Origin of the sequence: Streptomyces sp. NPDC059564 (assembly GCF_042735575.1) — a bacterium.
Classification (GTDB): Bacteria; Actinomycetota; Actinomycetes; order Streptomycetales; family Streptomycetaceae; genus Streptomyces.
In genome coordinates this window covers 16495-32232 of record NZ_JBHWBP010000062.1, presented here as the reverse complement: position 1 = coordinate 32232, position 15738 = coordinate 16495, and the positions used below count along the sequence as shown (strand labels likewise).

14 protein-coding genes and 2 pseudogenes are annotated in these 15738 nt (G+C 74.0%); 10 read left to right on the top strand and 6 right to left on the bottom strand.

Annotated elements, in window-relative coordinates; genetic code table 11:
* A pseudogene (locus tag ACFV0Q_RS14180) lies at nt 1-119 on the bottom strand (IS5/IS1182 family transposase); the annotation flags it as partial.
* A 620-nt stretch (nt 120-739) separates the two neighbouring features.
* Between ACFV0Q_RS14180 and panD the strand changes: the two are divergent.
* The 6 genes from panD to ACFV0Q_RS14150 all read left to right on the top strand — a co-directional run bounded on the left by panD (nt 740) and on the right by ACFV0Q_RS14150 (nt 6179).
* Nucleotides 740-1159 carry an aspartate 1-decarboxylase gene (gene panD, locus ACFV0Q_RS14175; protein ID WP_385004920.1) on the top strand — a complete coding sequence of 140 codons (420 nt, stop codon included), beginning with the start codon at nt 740-742 and terminating at the stop codon, nt 1157-1159.
* 14 nt (nt 1160-1173) lie between these two features.
* Nucleotides 1174-1515: a GNAT family N-acetyltransferase gene (locus ACFV0Q_RS14170; protein ID WP_385004918.1), complete on the top strand. Its 342-nt coding sequence runs from the start codon at nt 1174-1176 to the stop codon at nt 1513-1515.
* Nucleotides 1509-2138, top strand: coding sequence for an aspartate/glutamate racemase family protein (locus tag ACFV0Q_RS14165; RefSeq protein ID WP_385004916.1), 630 nt, complete (start codon nt 1509-1511; stop codon nt 2136-2138). Before ACFV0Q_RS14170 ends, ACFV0Q_RS14165 begins: the two co-directional genes overlap by 7 nt.
* 95 nt (nt 2139-2233) lie before the next feature.
* A complete protein-coding gene (locus ACFV0Q_RS14160; protein WP_385004914.1) occupies nt 2234-4321 on the top strand; it encodes a DNRLRE domain-containing protein in 2088 nt (695 codons plus the stop codon).
* Nucleotides 4322-4421: 100 nt separating this feature from the next.
* Nucleotides 4422-4607: a hypothetical protein gene (locus tag ACFV0Q_RS14155; protein ID WP_385004912.1), complete on the top strand. Its 186-nt coding sequence runs from the start codon at nt 4422-4424 to the stop codon at nt 4605-4607.
* Nucleotides 4608-4814: 207 nt separating this feature from the next.
* Nucleotides 4815-6179 carry a transglycosylase family protein gene (locus ACFV0Q_RS14150; protein WP_385004910.1) on the top strand — a complete coding sequence of 455 codons (1365 nt, stop codon included), beginning with the start codon at nt 4815-4817 and terminating at the stop codon, nt 6177-6179.
* Between the two features lie 93 nt (nt 6180-6272).
* Here ACFV0Q_RS14150 and ACFV0Q_RS14145 read toward each other — a convergent pair.
* A pseudogene (locus ACFV0Q_RS14145) lies at nt 6273-7016 on the bottom strand (DMT family transporter); the annotation flags it as partial.
* Between the two features lie 325 nt (nt 7017-7341).
* Here ACFV0Q_RS14145 and ACFV0Q_RS14140 point away from each other — a divergent pair.
* Nucleotides 7342-8805 carry an SDR family NAD(P)-dependent oxidoreductase gene (locus tag ACFV0Q_RS14140; RefSeq protein WP_385004908.1) on the top strand — a complete coding sequence of 488 codons (1464 nt, stop codon included), beginning with the start codon at nt 7342-7344 and terminating at the stop codon, nt 8803-8805.
* 85 nt (nt 8806-8890) lie between these two features.
* Here ACFV0Q_RS14140 and ACFV0Q_RS14135 read toward each other — a convergent pair whose 3' ends face one another.
* Nucleotides 8891-9286 carry a hypothetical protein gene (locus tag ACFV0Q_RS14135; protein WP_385004924.1) on the bottom strand — a complete coding sequence of 132 codons (396 nt, stop codon included), beginning with the start codon at nt 9284-9286 and terminating at the stop codon, nt 8891-8893.
* Between the two features lie 331 nt (nt 9287-9617).
* On the opposite strand from ACFV0Q_RS14135, the gene ACFV0Q_RS14130 reads away from it, so the two are divergent.
* Both ACFV0Q_RS14130 and ACFV0Q_RS14125 read left to right on the top strand, forming a co-directional pair.
* Nucleotides 9618-9788: a hypothetical protein gene (locus ACFV0Q_RS14130; RefSeq protein ID WP_385004926.1), complete on the top strand. Its 171-nt coding sequence runs from the start codon at nt 9618-9620 to the stop codon at nt 9786-9788.
* 166 nt (nt 9789-9954) lie between these two features.
* Nucleotides 9955-10938 carry an NAD-dependent epimerase/dehydratase family protein gene (locus ACFV0Q_RS14125; protein ID WP_385004906.1) on the top strand — a complete coding sequence of 328 codons (984 nt, stop codon included), beginning with the start codon at nt 9955-9957 and terminating at the stop codon, nt 10936-10938.
* Here ACFV0Q_RS14125 and ACFV0Q_RS14120 read toward each other — a convergent pair.
* From ACFV0Q_RS14120 to ACFV0Q_RS14110, 3 genes are read right to left on the bottom strand one after another with little or no spacing between them, the layout of a single operon-like run.
* Complete coding sequence (locus ACFV0Q_RS14120) at nt 10924-12363, bottom strand: lipase maturation factor family protein (RefSeq protein ID WP_385004904.1); 1440 nt, start codon at nt 12361-12363, stop codon at nt 10924-10926. The two genes, ACFV0Q_RS14125 and ACFV0Q_RS14120, sit on opposite strands and share 15 nt — an antisense overlap.
* A gap of 11 nt (nt 12364-12374) precedes the next feature.
* Nucleotides 12375-12920 (bottom strand): DUF1990 family protein, encoded by a 546-nt coding sequence (locus ACFV0Q_RS14115; protein ID WP_385004902.1) that lies wholly within the window; start codon nt 12918-12920, stop codon nt 12375-12377.
* On the bottom strand, nt 12917-13795 hold the full coding sequence (locus tag ACFV0Q_RS14110) for a YndJ family protein (RefSeq protein ID WP_385004900.1): 879 nt from the start codon (nt 13793-13795) through the stop codon (nt 12917-12919). Before ACFV0Q_RS14110 ends, ACFV0Q_RS14115 begins: the two co-directional genes overlap by 4 nt.
* A 151-nt stretch (nt 13796-13946) precedes the next feature.
* Between ACFV0Q_RS14110 and ACFV0Q_RS14105 the strand changes: the two genes are divergently transcribed.
* The gene (locus ACFV0Q_RS14105) at nt 13947-15734 is read left to right on the top strand and encodes a DUF6777 domain-containing protein (protein WP_385004898.1); all 1788 of its coding nucleotides are present in this window, start codon (nt 13947-13949) and stop codon (nt 15732-15734) included.
* Nucleotides 15735-15738: the final 4 nt, after the last annotated feature.

The following is a 15738-nucleotide window of genomic DNA, read 5'->3' as shown; positions in this document are numbered from 1 at the left end:
ATCGCCCGCTGGGACGGACGGAGCTTGCAGCGCCGGTCGCCCTCACGAGTGACAACCAGCATGGCGACCCACTCCACGAGCGCATGCGGCAGGTCGAGTGCGGCAGGATGGATGACCAACGAGGCCCCCGAGCAAGGTGATTGAGATGTCAGACATCTCGATCAACAGCTCGGGGGCCTCGTTCGTTGCGCTTCACGGCCCATCACCCGATCGGTGGCCAACTTGAAGAAGCTCCTTGAGTCCCTCCTGATGTCAGATCTCAAGCACTGGTCGTGCTACCAGCCGCGTGCGGGCGGCCTGCTGGGGCGACAACCTGGTGTGCTTGTCCGGGGTCGTCGGCGAACCGCTGCCGGGAATCCCGCCTGGCTTTTTCGATCATGGTGTTGGGCTGGGTCTGCACCAGTTCCGGCGTCTGACCGTCCGGCTGGGGAACGATCTTGCCGTGATTATCTCCCGGGACCTCCGGGAGGCTGCGCGCCCTCATGGGCCTGATGTGTTGTCAGGTGAGTCAGCATCTGATCAGCATCAGGCCCTGAGAATTCTGAGGGTGCTGTCCGATGTGACGCCTGGCCGGCGGTGTGGCAACAGCCTGGTTGGCGCAGAAGTGCAGGCTGCGAGCCTTCTCGGTAGAGGGGATCGATGCTTCTCTTCATGGTCGTCTCGACGAGCGTCCATGTAGAGTACATAGCGCCCTTGACCTGCAGAAAGCTGGCAGGGAGCCGTCTTCTAGGAGTTCAAAATGCTGCGCACCATGATCAAGTCCAAGATCCACCGGGCCACCGTGACGCAGGCCGATCTGCACTACGTCGGGTCCGTGACCATCGACGCCGATCTCCTCGACGCGGCGGACCTGCTGCCCGGGGAGCTCGTTCACATCGTGGACATCACCAACGGCGCGCGGCTGGAGACGTACGTCATCGAAGGCGAGCGGGGGTCCGGGGTGATCGGGATCAACGGGGCCGCCGCGCACCTCGTGCATCCCGGGGACCTGGTCATCCTGATCAGCTACGCGCAGCTCGAGGACGCCGAGGCGCGCGCCTTCACGCCCCGTGTCGTCCATGTCGACGCCGACAATAGGATCGTCGAGCTGGGCGCGGACCCGTCCGCCCCGGTGCCGGGCACGGACCAGGAGCGCAGCCCCCACGCGGTGGCTGTCTGAGGGGAGTCGGGGACATGGCGATCGAACTGCGCGACGAACGGAAGGCCGGGCGGCTGCTGGCCGTCGAGGACGGGGCGGTGGTCGGGTTCATCGCCTACTTCGTCCTCACCGCCGAGCCCCACGCGCTGGTGGCCGTCCACACGGTGGTCGAGCCGGGCAACGAGGGCCGCGGGATCGGCGGGGACCTGGTGAAGGCCTTCTACGGGATCGCCGCGTCCGAGGGCGTCCCGGTCGTGCCGCTCTGCCCGTACGCGGCGAGCTGGGCCGCCAAGCACCCCGACCAGGCGCCCGCCGCCCCGGCCGAGGTGGTCGAGGCCGCCACGGCGCAGCTGGAGGGCGACTCCGACCTGTGGTGACGGAACTGACGCTGCTCCACACCTCCCCGGCGCACGTCCCGGTCTTCGACGCGCTGCGCGACCGGGACCACCCGGGAGCCGTGCTGCGGCACGTGGTGGTCCCGGACCTGCTGGACCGGGCCCGCGCGCAGGGCCCGGAATCGGTGGTGGCGGACCTGCGCGCGCTGCTCGGGGACGCGGGCGGGCCGGTGCTGGTCACCTGCTCGACGCTCGGCGCGGTCGCGGAGGCCCTCGCGCCCGGCCTCGGCGTCCCGGTGCTCCGGGTGGACCGGCCGATGGCGTCCGAGGCCGTCCGTACCGGCCCGCGGATCGTCGTACTGGCCACCGTGGAGTCGACGTTGGCCCCGACCGGGGAGCTGCTGGCCGAGGAGGCCGCCGGCCGGCGGGTGTCCGTGCGTACGCACCTCGTCGAGGGGGCCTGGGAGCTCTTCGCGGCCGGTGACACCACCGGTCACCTCGCGGCGGTGGCCGAGGCGGTTGACGCCGTCGCCGTCGCCGACGCGGACGTCATCGTCCTGGCCCAGGCCTCCATGGCCGGTGCCGCCCCGCTCGCCCGCACCCGCGTGCCCGTCCTCTCCAGCCCCCGCCCCGGCCTGGCCGCGGCCCTGCGGCTCCGGGGATAGCCGACAGCCAGCCTCCCCCGGCCGAAAAGGATTGTCCGGATTCCGTCCCTTCCGGTTAGGGTCTCGCTGATCATCAGTGAGACCTGGGGAGGGTCATGAACACGAAGAAGACCAGGCCGGGGGGCCGGACCGGAGCCGTCCACAGACGGGTGCTCCCGTTCGCGCTGGCCGCGGGAATGGCGGCCACGGGGCTCGCCGCCCTCGCGCCGACGGCCACGGCGGCCACCAACGCGACACCGCCCAGCGCGTCGGTCGCCGGCTGGACCCGGGTGGCCAAGAAGCACCCGAACACCGCGTACTGGAAGTCCGCCGACGCGCTGCGCGCCGGCAACGAGGGCGGGTCCGAGGGCCTCTCCCGCTCCTTCCTCCAGATCGACACCGCGGGCCTGAAGGGCGCCCCCGTCGCCGGGGCCACGCTGCGCGTGCGCAACACCGCGTCGGCCACCTGCGCGGCCAAGCCCGTGGAACTGTGGAGCACCGGCGCCGTCACCTCCAAGACGACCTGGAACAAGCAGCCCGCCAAGGGCGTCAAGCTCGCCACGGTCACCGCCGCCAAGGGCGCCGGCCCGGGCTGCGCCGCCGGGGACCTGACCTTCGACGTCACCGCGCTCCTCAAGGACGCCGCCGCCGGCAACCGGACCGCCGTCACCGTCGGGCTGTACGCCGCCGACGAGAACGACACCTCGGCCTGGAAGCGCTTCGACCCGAAGAGCGCCGCCCTCCAGACCACCCTCACCGTCCCGCCGGCCGTCTCGGCGCAGGCCACCGACCCGGTCACCGCCTGCACCGGCGGTCTCATCGGCAACACCCAGGTCAGCCTGTCCGCCACGGTCGACGGCCCCGACAGCGGCTCGCTCTCGGCCGAGTTCCAGGTGTTCAAGGCCGGTACGGCCACCCCGCAGCGGACCATGGCGATCCCCGCGGTCAAGGGCCGCCCGGTCACCTGGCCCGTCGCGGACGCCGACCTGCCCAGCGGTGACTACACCTGGAACGCGCGCGGCGTGGACGCCGCCTCGGGCACCGCCTCCGCCTGGTCGCGGACCTGCGCCTTCTCGGTGGACCGTACGCGGCCCACCGCGCCCCCGGCGATCAGCTCGCCCGAGTTCCCGAACGGCGACAACGGACAGCCGGACCACACCGGAGCGGCCCGCACCCCGGGCACCTTCACCTTCGGAACGGGCGGCGTCGAGGACCTGGCGGAGATCGTCTACTGGTCGGACGCCGACGCGGTCCGCCGTACGGTCGCCCCCGGCGGGAGCGCGACCATCACCCCCCTCGCGACCGGACCGCAGCGCGTGTACGCGTACAGCGTGGACAAGGCGGGCAACCGCTCGGACACCGCGAACCACCTCTTCTACGCCACCCGCGCCCCGCACCGCGACGCGGCCGGCGACCTCAACGGCGACGGGCACCGCGACCTGTGGACCCTCGCCGCCGACGGCCGCCTCCAGTTCCGCGCGGGCAAGGGCGACGGCACCTTCGCCGCGCCCACCGACGGCGGGGTCACCCTGGACCCCGCCGCGCAGATCCTCGCGGGCGGCGACTGGGGCGAGGACGGCTACAACGACCTCGTGGTGCTGGCGCCCGGACCGGCCGGGGCCAAGCAGCTCTGGCTCTACCCGAACACCGGTCTCGGCGCGGTCACGTCCGTCGACCGCGTGGAACTGTCGGTGCTCGATTCCGCGAACGAGCACTGGGCCGACGCCCGGCAGCTCGCCTCCGCCGGGGACGTCGACGGTGACGGCCTGTCCGACCTCCTGGTCCGGCAGGGCGGGCAGCTGTGGCTGTACACCGCCAGCCCCGTGGGCTACCTCGACATGGCGGGCGAACCCGTCTCCGTCGGCGGCGCCGGCTGGGACGCGTACACCGTCATCAGCCCCGGTGACACCAACGGCGACGGCGCCGCCGACCTGTGGCTGCGCGAGGACGCCACCGGCGACCTCCACACCGTCGCCGGGGCCAAGGGCGCCGACGGCAAGCAGGACGTCACGGCCTGGGGCTCCGCCCCGCGGGTGAAGACCGGCTCCGGCTTCGGCCGGGCGGCCTACCCCGTCCTCGGCTCCGTCGGCGACCTGACCGGCGACGGCCTCGCCGACCTGTGGGCCACCGGCGCGGACGGCAAGGCCGTGCTGTTCCGCGGTACCGCCACCGGCGTCGACCCCACCCCCGTACCCCTGGGCTGACCGGCCCGTACGTGTGACCGTGCCCCCGGCGGACGAACCCCGCCGGGGGCACCGCCGTGTCCGGGGGCGTACCGGGACGGATCGGGGGAAGGTGCCGTGCATGGTGCGAAACGCAGAGCAGACACAGCCCCCGGTGCCCGAGCCGGACCCGGTTCCGGCGCCCTTCCCGCCGGTGCCGGACCCCGGCCCCGTACCGCGGCCGGTGCCCCCGCCCTTCCCCGAGCCCGACCCGGTGCCCCCGCCGCCCGGACCCGCGCCGATCCCGCAGCCGGGCCCGCTGAGCTGAGACCCGGCCCGAGCCGGGACCCCCGCCGCCGATCCCCCCGGCGGGCCGTACCCCGCGGGCAGGCCCCCGTACGCCCGTCCGCGCGAACGCCGCTCCATCGTTCGAAGGGCCCCAACTCCAGCCTCGATACGGCTGGTTGTGGCCCTTGTCGGCGTTGTGGAGCGGCGCTAGGTTGTGCGGTTCCTGATGTCTTCCAGGGGGGCTCCCATGGGTGTACGGGGCCGGCACCGCCGGTACCAGCCGAGCAGCATCAACCGGGCCTCGCTCGCCGTCACCGCGGGTGGTGCGGGGATCGCGCTCCCGCTCATCGGCGCGGGGGCCGCGCACGCCGCCTCCGTGGACACCTGGAACAAGGTCGCCGAGTGCGAGGCGACTGGCAACTGGCACATCAACACCGGCAACGGCTATTTCGGCGGGCTGCAGTTCAGCCAGAGCACGTGGCGCGATTTCGGCGGCACCGCCTTCGCCGCGCGCGCCGACCTGGCGACCAAGGACCAGCAGATCGCGGTCGCCGAGAAGGTCCTCAAGGGTCAGGGCCCCCAGGCCTGGCCCGCCTGCGGCCCGCAGTCCGGACTCAGCCGCAGTGGACCGGCGCCCGCCACGCAGACGGGCACCTCCCCGAAGCCCTCGTCGGGCACCACCCCGAAGGCGCCGAAGCAGCAGGCGCCCATGGACCGGCTCCAGGCGACCAAGGCCACCACCGGCACCAAGGCCGCCACCGGCACACCGGGCACACCCGTCACCGCGCCCCGCCCGACCGGGACCTCCGTCCTGCCGAACCCGTACGTCGTCGCGCCCGGGGACTCGCTGTCGACGATCGCCTCCGAGCAGCACATAGAGGGCGGCTGGCAGGCGCTGTACGAGACCAACCGGAGCACGGTCGGCGGCAACCCCGACATGATCTTCCCGGGGCAGCGGCTCACGCTCCGCGTCACCACCGCTCCGGTGGCGCCGCCCGCGCAGAACCCCGAGAAGCCGCCGCGCACCGCCGAGCCGGTCAAGCCGACGGAGCCCGCCGGCACGACCGAGCAGGCCGCGAAACCGGCACCGAAACCGGCACCGAAACCGGCGGAGAAGCCGGCCGAGAAGCCGGCCGAGAAGCAGGCCGAGAAACCCAAGCCCGCGGAAAAGCCCGAGCCCGCCTCAGTGGAGCAGAAGCCGGCCTCGGGAGGCTTCACCGCCCCCGTCGACGCCGCCCTCGGCACCGCCTACCGCGTCGCGGGGTCGTCCTGGTCCAGCGGCTATCACACGGGCGTCGACTTCCCGGTGCCGACCGGCACCAGCATCAAGGCCGTGGGCCCCGGCACGGTCGAGTCGGCCGGCTGGGCCGGAGCGTACGGCTACCAGGTCGTCATCAAGCACGCCGACGGCCGGTACTCGCAGTACGCCCACCTCTCCGCGCTCGGCGTCAAGGCCGGCCAGCAGGTGTCCGGCGGTCAGCGGATCGGCCGCTCCGGCTCGACCGGCAACACCAGCGGACCCCACCTGCACTTCGAGATGCGCACCGCGCCCGGCTACGGCTCCGACATCGACCCGCTCAAGTACCTCCGGGGCAAGGGCGTCGGCATCTGACCCCCGCACGTGCGGCGGCACGGCCGTGAGCAGCACCAGGCCGGCCGCCGCCACCGCGGCGCTCGCCAGCGCGGCCAGGGCGCCGGCGGTCCCGTACCGGAAGCCCTCGTCGAACAGCGAGATCCCGACCGCCGCCGCCACCGCCGGGTTGACCACGGTCACCGTGGCCAGCGGCGCCGTCAGCCCGGCACCCCGGTAGGCGGCCTGCGACAGCAGCAGCCCGCCCGCCGCCAGTACGGCGATGGCCGCCAGATCCGGCCACAGTCCGGCCCGGGAGCCCGCCTCGAAGCTCTCGGCCACCGACTTGGTGAACACCGACGCCATCCCGAAGGAGGTACCGGCCGCCGTCGCCAGCAGCACGCTGCGCAGCACCGCCCGGTGCACCCGCCGGGCGGCCAGGAACAGCACCGCCGCCCCGGCCGCCGTCACCGACAGCAGCAGGCTCCGCTCCGCGCCGGCGAAGGCCTCCCGGCCCGCGCCCTCCCCGCCGGTCAGCGCGAGCAGCCCGGCCAGTCCCACCGTGGCCAGCATCGCCCCGCGCCAGGCCGCCGCACCCGCCCGGCGCCCCACGAACACGGCCGCCATCGGGAGGGCGAAGACGATGGTCAGCGCCCCGAGCGGCTGGACCAGGCTCAGCGGCCCGTACGCCAGGGCCAGCACGTGCAGCAGCGCGCCGAGGCCGTTCAGGGTGACCGCCACCCACCAGCCGGCCCGGCGCAGCGGCGCGTAGGAGCCTTCGGGGGAGCTCGCCGCGACGTGCTCCTGGACGATCGCGCCACCCGCGTACGCGACGGCGGACACCAGGCAGAGGAGGACCGACAGGGCCAGGGTGCTCATGAAATCCACCATGCCCCACTCGGGCGCGCACTTCATCCGTCCAGAGGCTTCTTGATCGGCGCCCGAGTCATCCTCCTGGCATACACCAGGAGGAGTACGTATCGGCCTCGAAGCACCCCCGAGATCCGTGGTGGCCCGTCGGCGGCGGCCGTGTCGCGGAGCGTACGGAGCGTGACGAACCCATCCATACCGTGACAGCCCGCTCGCGGTGGGTGAAGCGCGCGGGGACGGGTTTGGTTCCGGGCGTGTCGGCTCCGTACAGTGGCGGTTTTGGGGAGTTCCGCAGCAGGCGGACGCGGACGAGCGAACAGGGAACGGCAGCGGCATGACGGTGACCGAAGACAACCACGCCCACGGGCCGGGCATCGACCCCGACCGGCTGGCCCTCGTCCTGAGCGTGCTCGGCGAACTCGACAAGCTCGACGTCGACCACCCGGACGCCATCACCGTGCGCCGCGCCACCGCCGGGCTCTACCGCACGGTCAAGCAGCGCCGCCGCCAGGAGCGCCGCGCCGCCAAGACCGCCAACGACAAGGCCGTCACCGAGGCGACCGCGACCGGCTCCGCCGAGCGCATCGACGACGAGACCCAGGGCAACGCCCTGACCGCCGCCACCAAGGGCCCCATCGCCGGAATACTCCAGCGCCCGCGCTCCTGCTACATCTGCAAGACCCGCTACGTCGAGGTCGACGCGTTCTACCACCAGCTCTGCCAGGACTGCGCCGCCTTCAACCGCGCCCGCCGCGACGCCCGCACCGACCTGAGCGGCCGCCGCGCCCTGCTCACCGGCGGCCGCGCCAAGATCGGCATGTACATCGCGCTGCGGCTGCTGCGCGACGGCGCGCACACCACCATCACCACCCGCTTCCCCAACGACGCGATCCGCCGCTTCAAGGCGATGCCCGACAGCTCCGAGTGGCTGCACCGCCTGAAGATCGTCGGCATCGACCTGCGCGACCCGGCCCAGGTCGTCGCGCTCGCCGACTCGGTCGCCGCCGAGGGCCCGCTCGACATCCTGATCAACAACGCGGCCCAGACCGTACGCCGCTCCCCGGGCGCCTACAGCGAGCTCGTCGCCGCCGAGAGCGCCCCGCTGCCGGCGGGCGAGCTGCCCTCCGCCGAGGTCATCGGCACCTTCGGCAGCGGCACCGTCGACCGGGTCGCCGCGCTGCCCAGCGGCAAGGGCGAGAAGCTCAGCGCCCAGGACGTCACCGAGCTCGCGCTGGTCTCCGGCTCGGCCTCCCTGGAGCGCATCGCGGCCGGCACGGCCATCGACGCCGGCGGCCTGGTCCCGGACCTGCACGACACCAACAGCTGGATCCAGACGGTGTCCGAGGTGGACCCGATCGAGCTGCTCGAAGTACAGCTCTGCAACTCCACCGCGCCGTTCATCCTGATCAGCAGGCTCCGCCCGGCGATGGCCGCGGCCGAGGCCGGGCGCCGCTACGTGGTCAACGTCTCCGCCATGGAGGGCGTCTTCAGCCGCGGCTACAAGGGAGCGGGCCACCCGCACACCAACATGGCCAAGGCCGCGCTCAACATGCTGACCCGCACCAGCGCCCAGGAGATGTTCCAGAAGGACCAGATCCTGATGACCGCCGTCGACACCGGCTGGATCACCGACGAGCGCCCGCACCCCGACAAGATCCGCCTCGCCGAGGAGGGTTTCCACGCCCCCCTCGACCTGGTGGACGGCGCGGCCCGCGTCTACGACCCGATCGTCCGGGGCGAAGGGGGAGAGGACCTGTTCGGCGTCTTCCTCAAGGACTACGCCCCCGCGAACTGGTAGGACCGCCGCGGCGGGCACGCGCGAGGGGTGAGGGGGCGGACGGCGCGGGCCGGCCGCCCCCTCACCCGTTCGGGCGTATCGCGCCTCAGAGTTGGTAGGCCCCCGCCGCGACCAGTTCCAGCACCGGCCGCCAGTCCTCCACGACCCCCGCGTCCAGCCCCGCCGCCCGGCCCGCCTGGGCGGCCTGCCGGAGGGCCTCCGCCTCCGCCTCCGGCTCCGCGCCCGGGGCATGGGGCCGCAGGAGCCTCGCCACCCGGTCGCCCAGCAGCGGGCGGACCGCCTCCGCCGTGCGCTCGGCCGGTGCCACGGCCCCCTCCGCCGCGCCCTGCGGGGCCAGCAACCGCCCCAGGCCGTGGACCAGTCCGGCCACCTGGAGCTCCTTGTCGAACGGATGCGAGCGGCGCAGCAGCGCCGCAGTCTGTAGTCCGAGGCCACGGTCAGCCGCGTCCGAGGCCTCGTGATCGGCGTGCAGAAGGTCCATCAGCTCGTCGACACTGCCGAACGCGGGTACCCCTGACCTCGCCACCGCGACTCCCTCCGTCGTCCCCGTTCGCGCGCCACCGCCGTCGAGCAGATCAGCCCCGGTGGACACGTCGGTGGACGACTTCCTGAACTCGGGGAGAAAACAAGCGGTCCAGCGCGGATTTTACCGTTCCATCGAGCGGACCCCCGCTCATATGTGTAACCTGAACGGCAAGGAGCCCCACCCGGGCCCCGCTCCACCATGGCGCCACCGCGTCCGGAAGACCTTTATTTCCCTACTCCGGCGCGCGGACGAGCCCGCCGGGTTACGCGACACAAGGGAGTGCGCGGTGACTGAGACGACCAAGCCCGACCCGACCATGGAGCGCACGGGATGGAGGGCGAGCACGCGGTCCGACGAACTCGGAAGTCTCGAGGTCTGGGCCCGCTCCGCACCCATCCGGCTGGCCGGCTACGAGGAGGACCTGGCGGAGCCGCACATCCTGCCCGGGATCGACTGACACCAGAGGCGTGCCCGCCCCCGTCACCCGAGGGTGACGGGGGCGCGGCGTGTCCGCACCCCCACGGAAGGCGCCCCCGGGTTCCCGTCCGGCCTACGCCGTGAGCGTCATCGCTGAGGGCGATCACACCTTCCCCGGACCGCCCCGCCCCTGCAGTGTCGACCCCATGAAACTGCTGATGCTGGGCGGGACCGAATTCGTCGGGCGCGCGATCACCGAAGACGCCCTGGACCGGGGCTGGGAGGTGACCGTCTTCCACCGGGGCCACCACGCGCCCCCACCGGGGACCTCCGCGCTCCACGGGGACCGCACGGCCCCGGGCGGACTGGACGCCCTCGCCGCGGGGGAGTGGGACCTGGTCGTCGACACCTGGGGCGGCGCCCCCACCGCCGTGCGCGACAGCGCCCGCCTGCTGGCCGGCCGGACCGGCCGCTACGCGTACGTCTCCAGCCGCTCGGTGTACGCCTACCCCGCCCCCGCCGGCCTCGCCGAGGACGGCCCGCTGGTCGAGGGGTCGCCCGACGCGGATTCCGTCGCCTACGCCGAGGACAAGCGGGGCGGCGAGATCGCGGCCGTCGACGCCTTCGGCGAGCGCGCGCTGCTCCTGCGCGCCGGGCTGATCATCGGACCGTACGAGAACGTCGGCCGGCTGCCCTGGTGGCTGAACCGGATCGCGCGCGGCGGCCCCCTCCTCGCCCCCGGCCACCCCGGACTGCCGCTCCAGTACATCGACGTGCGCGACCTCGCGCGCTGGACCCTGGACGCCGCCGGGGCGGGGCTCGGCGGGGCCTACAACCTGGTCTCCCCGCCCGGCCACGCCACCATGGGCGGCCTCATCGAGGCCTGCGCCGCCGCCACCGGCGCCGCGGTCGAACCCCGCTGGACCGACGCGGCGGCCGTCGAGGAGGCAGGCATCCAGCCCTGGACCGAGCTGCCGATCTGGCTCCCGGAGGGCGAACTCCACGACTACATGTTCGGCGGGGACGTCACCAAGGCGCTGGAGGCGGGCCTGAAGTGCCGTCCCTTCGAGGAGACGGCCGCCGACACCTGGGCCTGGCTCCGCTCCCTCGGCGGCGTCGCCCCCCAGCGGCCGGACCGCCCCGCCCCGGGCATCTCCGCCGAGCGGGAGGCGGCCCTACTCGGGCTCTGAGGTGCGGGCGGCGGCGAGACGGGTCGGCGGCAGGTACTCGCGCACCAGCGTGCGGTGCCACCAGGCGCCCGTCTCGCGCAGCTCCCGCCAGGTGGTGAACCGGTACCGGTACAGCCGGGCCCGTACGAACAGCGGCGGGGCGTCCGGGAAGGGGTTGTGGCGGATCAGCCGCAGCGTGTCCCGGTCGCCCGCCAGCAGCCGCTCCACGAACGGCCCGAACCAGTCCCGGGCGTAGCCGGGGGAGAGGGCCGCGAACCACATCAGCCAGTCGAGGCGCAGGTGGTACGGGGCGAACTGGCGCGGGATCCGCAGCGGATCGCCCGGTTTGCCCTTGAAGCCGTACTCCCGCCAGACGCCGTCCTCGCGCGGCACCGGCTCGGCGGTCCCCTCCACCACCACCTCGTCGCGGATCCGGCCGACCGTGCCGAACGCCCCGTAGGTGTTGACCAGGTGGAGCGGGTCGAAGGAGCGGTTCATCACCTGGCGCGGCGAGATCATGTTGGCCACCGGGTGCCGGCTCAGCGCCAGGACCAGCGCCGTCACCGCGCACACCAGGACCACGAACCACAGCGGTGCCGCGCGCGAGGCGGCGGCGGGCGGCGGTCCCGCGAGGCCGGTGAAGTCGATGGCCGACAGCGCGAGCGTGATCGTCAGCCAGTTCAGCCAGGCGAAGTTCCCCGACAGCACGAGCCACAGCTGGGTGGCCACGATCAGGGCCGCGGCGTACGAGGCCACGGGCTGCGGGGTGAACAGCAGCACCGGGACCACCAGTTGGGTCACGTGGTTCGCCGCGCACTCCACCCGGTGCACGGGCCGCAGCAGACGGTGGAAGAACCAGCTCAGCGGTCCGGGCATCGGCTGCGTCTCGTGGTGGAAGTAGAGGCAGGTGAGCTTGCGCCAGCAGGCGTCGCCCCGCATCTTGATCAGCCCGGCGCCGAACTCCACCCGGAACAGCACCCACCGCAGCAGCCACAGCACCAGCACGGGCGGCCCGGTCCGGGCGTTGCCGAGGAAGACGGCCAGGAAACCGGCCTCCAGCAGCAGGGACTCCCAGCCGAAGGAGTACCAGGTCTGCCCCACGTTCACGATGGACAGGTAGAGCTGCCACAGCACCGCCCACATCCCCATCGCCGCACCCAGCGGCACCAGGTCCCCCGCGCCGGCCGCCAACGCCGCCGCGATGGCCGCTCCGGCCCATGAGCAGGCGGCGAAGAGTCGGTCGGAATAGCGCAGTTGGAACAGGCTCGGGGCCCGGCGGAAGGGCACGTACCGCAGGTAGTGCGCGACGGGCAGCATGCCGTGCGTCCCGATCAGCGCGCGGAACTGCAGGGCGGCCGCGAGGAAGGCGAAGACGTACACGCCGGCCAGGGCCCGCTGGAAGACCAGCCGGCCGAGCCAGTATCCGGGCGCCGTGAACCAGTCCATCCCCTCCAGTATCAGGCGGCGGCGGCCAGCCCGCGCACGTGGCGGCCCAGGAAGCGCGCGTAGGCGTGCTGGAGGACGGGGACCACCGGGCCCGCGAGCCGCGTGTACCAGCTGTTCGGGCGGCTGAAGGCGGTCACCGTGAACCAGACCGCGCCGTCGCCGTCGATGTCCACGACGAAGGACTCCTCCCCGCACTCGGGGTGGCCGGCCAGGGTCCCGTACGCGAAACCCGTGCGCGTGGGTTCGTACGCGGTCCAGATGACCTCGCAGGGGGCGCTGATCCGCAGCGGCCCGAGGCCGATCCCCACCTCCACCCGCAGGCCCGGCCGGACGGCGGCCGCCGGGTCGGCGGCGGACGTGCGCACCCGCATCCCCGAGGTCCGGTGGGCGAGGAAGGTGGTGACCGCCGTCCCGGCGGCCTCGAAGGCGGCCCGGCCCTCGCCGATCCGGGTGCGGTGGTGCAGGTGGTGGTAGCCGGCGGGCAGCGGACGGTGGGCCGTCGCACCCCGGTCGGGGTAGTTGACGGTGTCCCGGCCGGTGCTGATCAGGCGGGTCATGGCGTGTTCTCCATTCGGTGGGGCGTGAAGGGTTCCCGCGCCGCGGGCGCGCCGGTCAACCGGCGCCACGCCAGCAGCGAGCACAGTGCGAAGCCGAGCGCGTTGCCCAGGCCGTGCGTGGCGGCCATCCAGGTCAGCGTGGGGTGGACGATCCCGGTGGCCTCGCCGGTCGCCCACCACAGGGCGAGCAGCATGGTGGCCACCAGGACCGCCGCCGAGGTGGCCAGGAGGACCCGGGTGGTGCGGTCGGGCGCGGCGCTCCGCAGGTCCCGCCAGGTCGTCAGCGCCACCGCCCACATGCCCGTGGTCAGCACCACCGCGCCCAGCAGTTCGGCCCAGTCGTCGAGGAAGTAGCCGAGCAGCACGAGCAGGGTCCCCGCCGGGACGCTGTACGCGGCCCAGCGCGCTCCGCGCCGCCCCGGCGCCGACCGGCACACCAGACCGGCGACCAGGGCGGCGGTGAACCCGGCGAAGTGGAAGTGCGGGACGGTCAGCGCCAGGACGTCCAGGTCGAAGCCGAACAGCCGGTACCCGGCCCGCTCCGCGACCAGGGCGCTCGCGGCGACCGAGGGCGAGACGAGCGCCGTGAGGACGGCCGTCTCGGCGGGGGCGGGCAGGCGGGGCCGCGCCGACCGGGCCCGCCACAGCCGGGCCCCGGCCCTGCCGGCCAGGGCCAGCGCGGCGGTCGCGTACAGCGCGGCGAGCGCGGTGGCGGCCGTGCCGCGCGGGAGCCACAGGCACAGCGCCCCCGGTACGGCGGCCAGGGGCCAGAGCCGCGCGGCGTTTCGCAGCCCGACGGGATCGATCAGGCGCAGGCCCGCGGGGACCGCGTAGAACATCCCGAGGGCGACGATCAGGTTCACCAGCACCGTCACGGTCCACTCCTTTGAACGCGTTCAACTCACGGTCGTGACCCTACGCTGTTCGTTGAACATGTTCAATCCGTCCGTCCGGCGCTCCACTTGCGGTGCCGGAGGAGATACGGCAGACAAGAGGGGAGCAACCGGGGCGAAAAGGGAGAGCAGCGTGAAAGACGTGAATGACGTGCCCGAACCGACACCCCGTCAGGCGTCGCGCCGTCACGTACCGGCCTGCGCGGCCCTCTTGGCGGTCGTCGGCCTCCTCGCCGCGGGCTGCGGGGGCGCGGGCCCCGAACAGACCAAGGGGGCCGCCGCCGAGAGCCAGGAGCTCGCCCTCCAGCCCGTCGGCGCCCCCGGACCCGACCCGTTCACCCCTTCGTCCGCCACCGCCGAGTCGGCGCCCGTCCAGCCGCCGCTGCCCAACGCGAGCGGCCGCGGCATCCGCACGGTGGGCGCCGCCACCCCTGGCCTGTACGGCGGAACCAACCGGCTCGGCAGCTGCGACATCGAGCGCCAGGTCACCTTCCTCACCTCCGACGACGGCAAGGCCCGCGCCTTCGCCCACGCGACCGGCGTGGAGCAGGAGAAGATCCCGGAGTTCCTGCGCGGGCTCACCCCGGTGGTCCTGCGCGCCGACACCCGGATCACCAACCACGCCTTCCGCGAGGGCGGAGCCGCCGGCTACCAGGCCGTCCTCCAGGCCGGAACGGCCGTCCTCGTCGACGACCACGGCATGCCCCGGGTCCGCTGCTCCTGCGGAAACCCGCTGGCCGCGCCGCTCGGTGCGAAGGGGAGCCCGGTGCTCAAGGGCGACCAGTGGAACGGCTACCAGCCCAACCAGGTCATCGTCATCGAGCCGACCGCGCAGGCGATCAAGCGCCTGGTCATCGTGAACATCGCGGACAACACCTGGATCGAACGCAAGGCCGGCGATGACGGCGCCCAGGACCGGGTCCCGAAGGTGCTGCCGCCCTTCGACCCGGCCGAGGGCATCCCCAACGGGCCCGCGACCCCGCCCGAGGACCCCGACCCCTGCGCCGGCCCGGACCCGAACAGCCTGGCCCGCACCACCCCGCCGAAGGCCCCGTCCGCACCTCCGCCGGCGCCCACGCCCGGTACGCCGTCCGGCCCGCCCGCCGGGCCTCCCGCGGACCCGGCCGCCCCCCTCGACGCCCACGGCGTGCCCCTGGCCGAGACGGCACCACCCCTCGACCTGCCGGCCGGGCCCCTGGACGATCCGGCGCCGCCCCTCGACGCCAAGGGCGTGCCCCTGGCCGAGACGGCGCCGCCCGCCGCGCCTCCCGCGAAGCCGGCGGCCCCCGTCACCCCGCCCGCCGGAGCCTCCGGGCTGTCGGCCGCCCGGTCCGCGGGGCCCTTCGGGGTGTGGGCCGCGCGCGTCGCCCCGGTCACCGGCCCGCCCGGAGTGCCGGCCGCCCCCGTGGCCCCGCCGGCCGGGCCCCTGGACGAGATGGCGCCGCCGCTCGACCTCCAGGCCGGGTCTCCGGACGAGATGGCGCCACCCCTCGACGCCCACGGAGTGCCGCTGGACGAGCTGGCGCCGCCCCTCGACCTGCCGAACGGGCCCCTGGCCGAGGCGGCGCCGCCCCTCGGCCCGCCCGCCGGGCCCCCCGGGGAGGCGGCCGCCCCCTCGGCGAACCCCTGCGCCCCCAGCACGGGCACGGGCACGGGCAACGGCACCGACACCGTCCCGAGCACCCCGTCCGCTCCCTCCACCCCCCAGCAGCCGCCCTCCGGCGGAGCCCTCCCGCCGGACTTCCCCACGGACCAGCAGCCCCTCCAGCCCCCGTCCGACCCGGCCCTGCCGCCTTCTCCGGACGACGGGCGGACGTACGACCCGTTCGTGCCCGCCGACCCGTCCGCGCCCGCCGATCCCTTCGGCCACCCGGACCAGCAGCCGTCCACCGACGCGGGTTCCCAGCTGGAGAGCGCCTGACCGG

Coding starts and splice junctions, on each gene's coding strand:
- ACFV0Q_RS14155 (WP_385004912.1), top strand. CDS start 4,422: ATGGTGCGAAACGCAGAGCAGACACAGCCCCCGGTGCCCGAGCCGGAC.
- ACFV0Q_RS14125 (WP_385004906.1), top strand. CDS start 9,955: ATGAAACTGCTGATGCTGGGCGGGACCGAATTCGTCGGGCGCGCGATC.
- ACFV0Q_RS14115 (WP_385004902.1), bottom strand. CDS start 12,920: ATGACCCGCCTGATCAGCACCGGCCGGGACACCGTCAACTACCCCGAC.
- panD (WP_385004920.1), top strand. CDS start 740: ATGCTGCGCACCATGATCAAGTCCAAGATCCACCGGGCCACCGTGACG.
- ACFV0Q_RS14150 (WP_385004910.1), top strand. CDS start 4,815: ATGGGTGTACGGGGCCGGCACCGCCGGTACCAGCCGAGCAGCATCAAC.
- ACFV0Q_RS14170 (WP_385004918.1), top strand. CDS start 1,174: ATGGCGATCGAACTGCGCGACGAACGGAAGGCCGGGCGGCTGCTGGCC.
- ACFV0Q_RS14135 (WP_385004924.1), bottom strand. CDS start 9,286: ATGGACCTTCTGCACGCCGATCACGAGGCCTCGGACGCGGCTGACCGT.
- ACFV0Q_RS14120 (WP_385004904.1), bottom strand. CDS start 12,363: ATGGACTGGTTCACGGCGCCCGGATACTGGCTCGGCCGGCTGGTCTTC.
- ACFV0Q_RS14160 (WP_385004914.1), top strand. CDS start 2,234: ATGAACACGAAGAAGACCAGGCCGGGGGGCCGGACCGGAGCCGTCCAC.
- ACFV0Q_RS14140 (WP_385004908.1), top strand. CDS start 7,342: ATGACGGTGACCGAAGACAACCACGCCCACGGGCCGGGCATCGACCCC.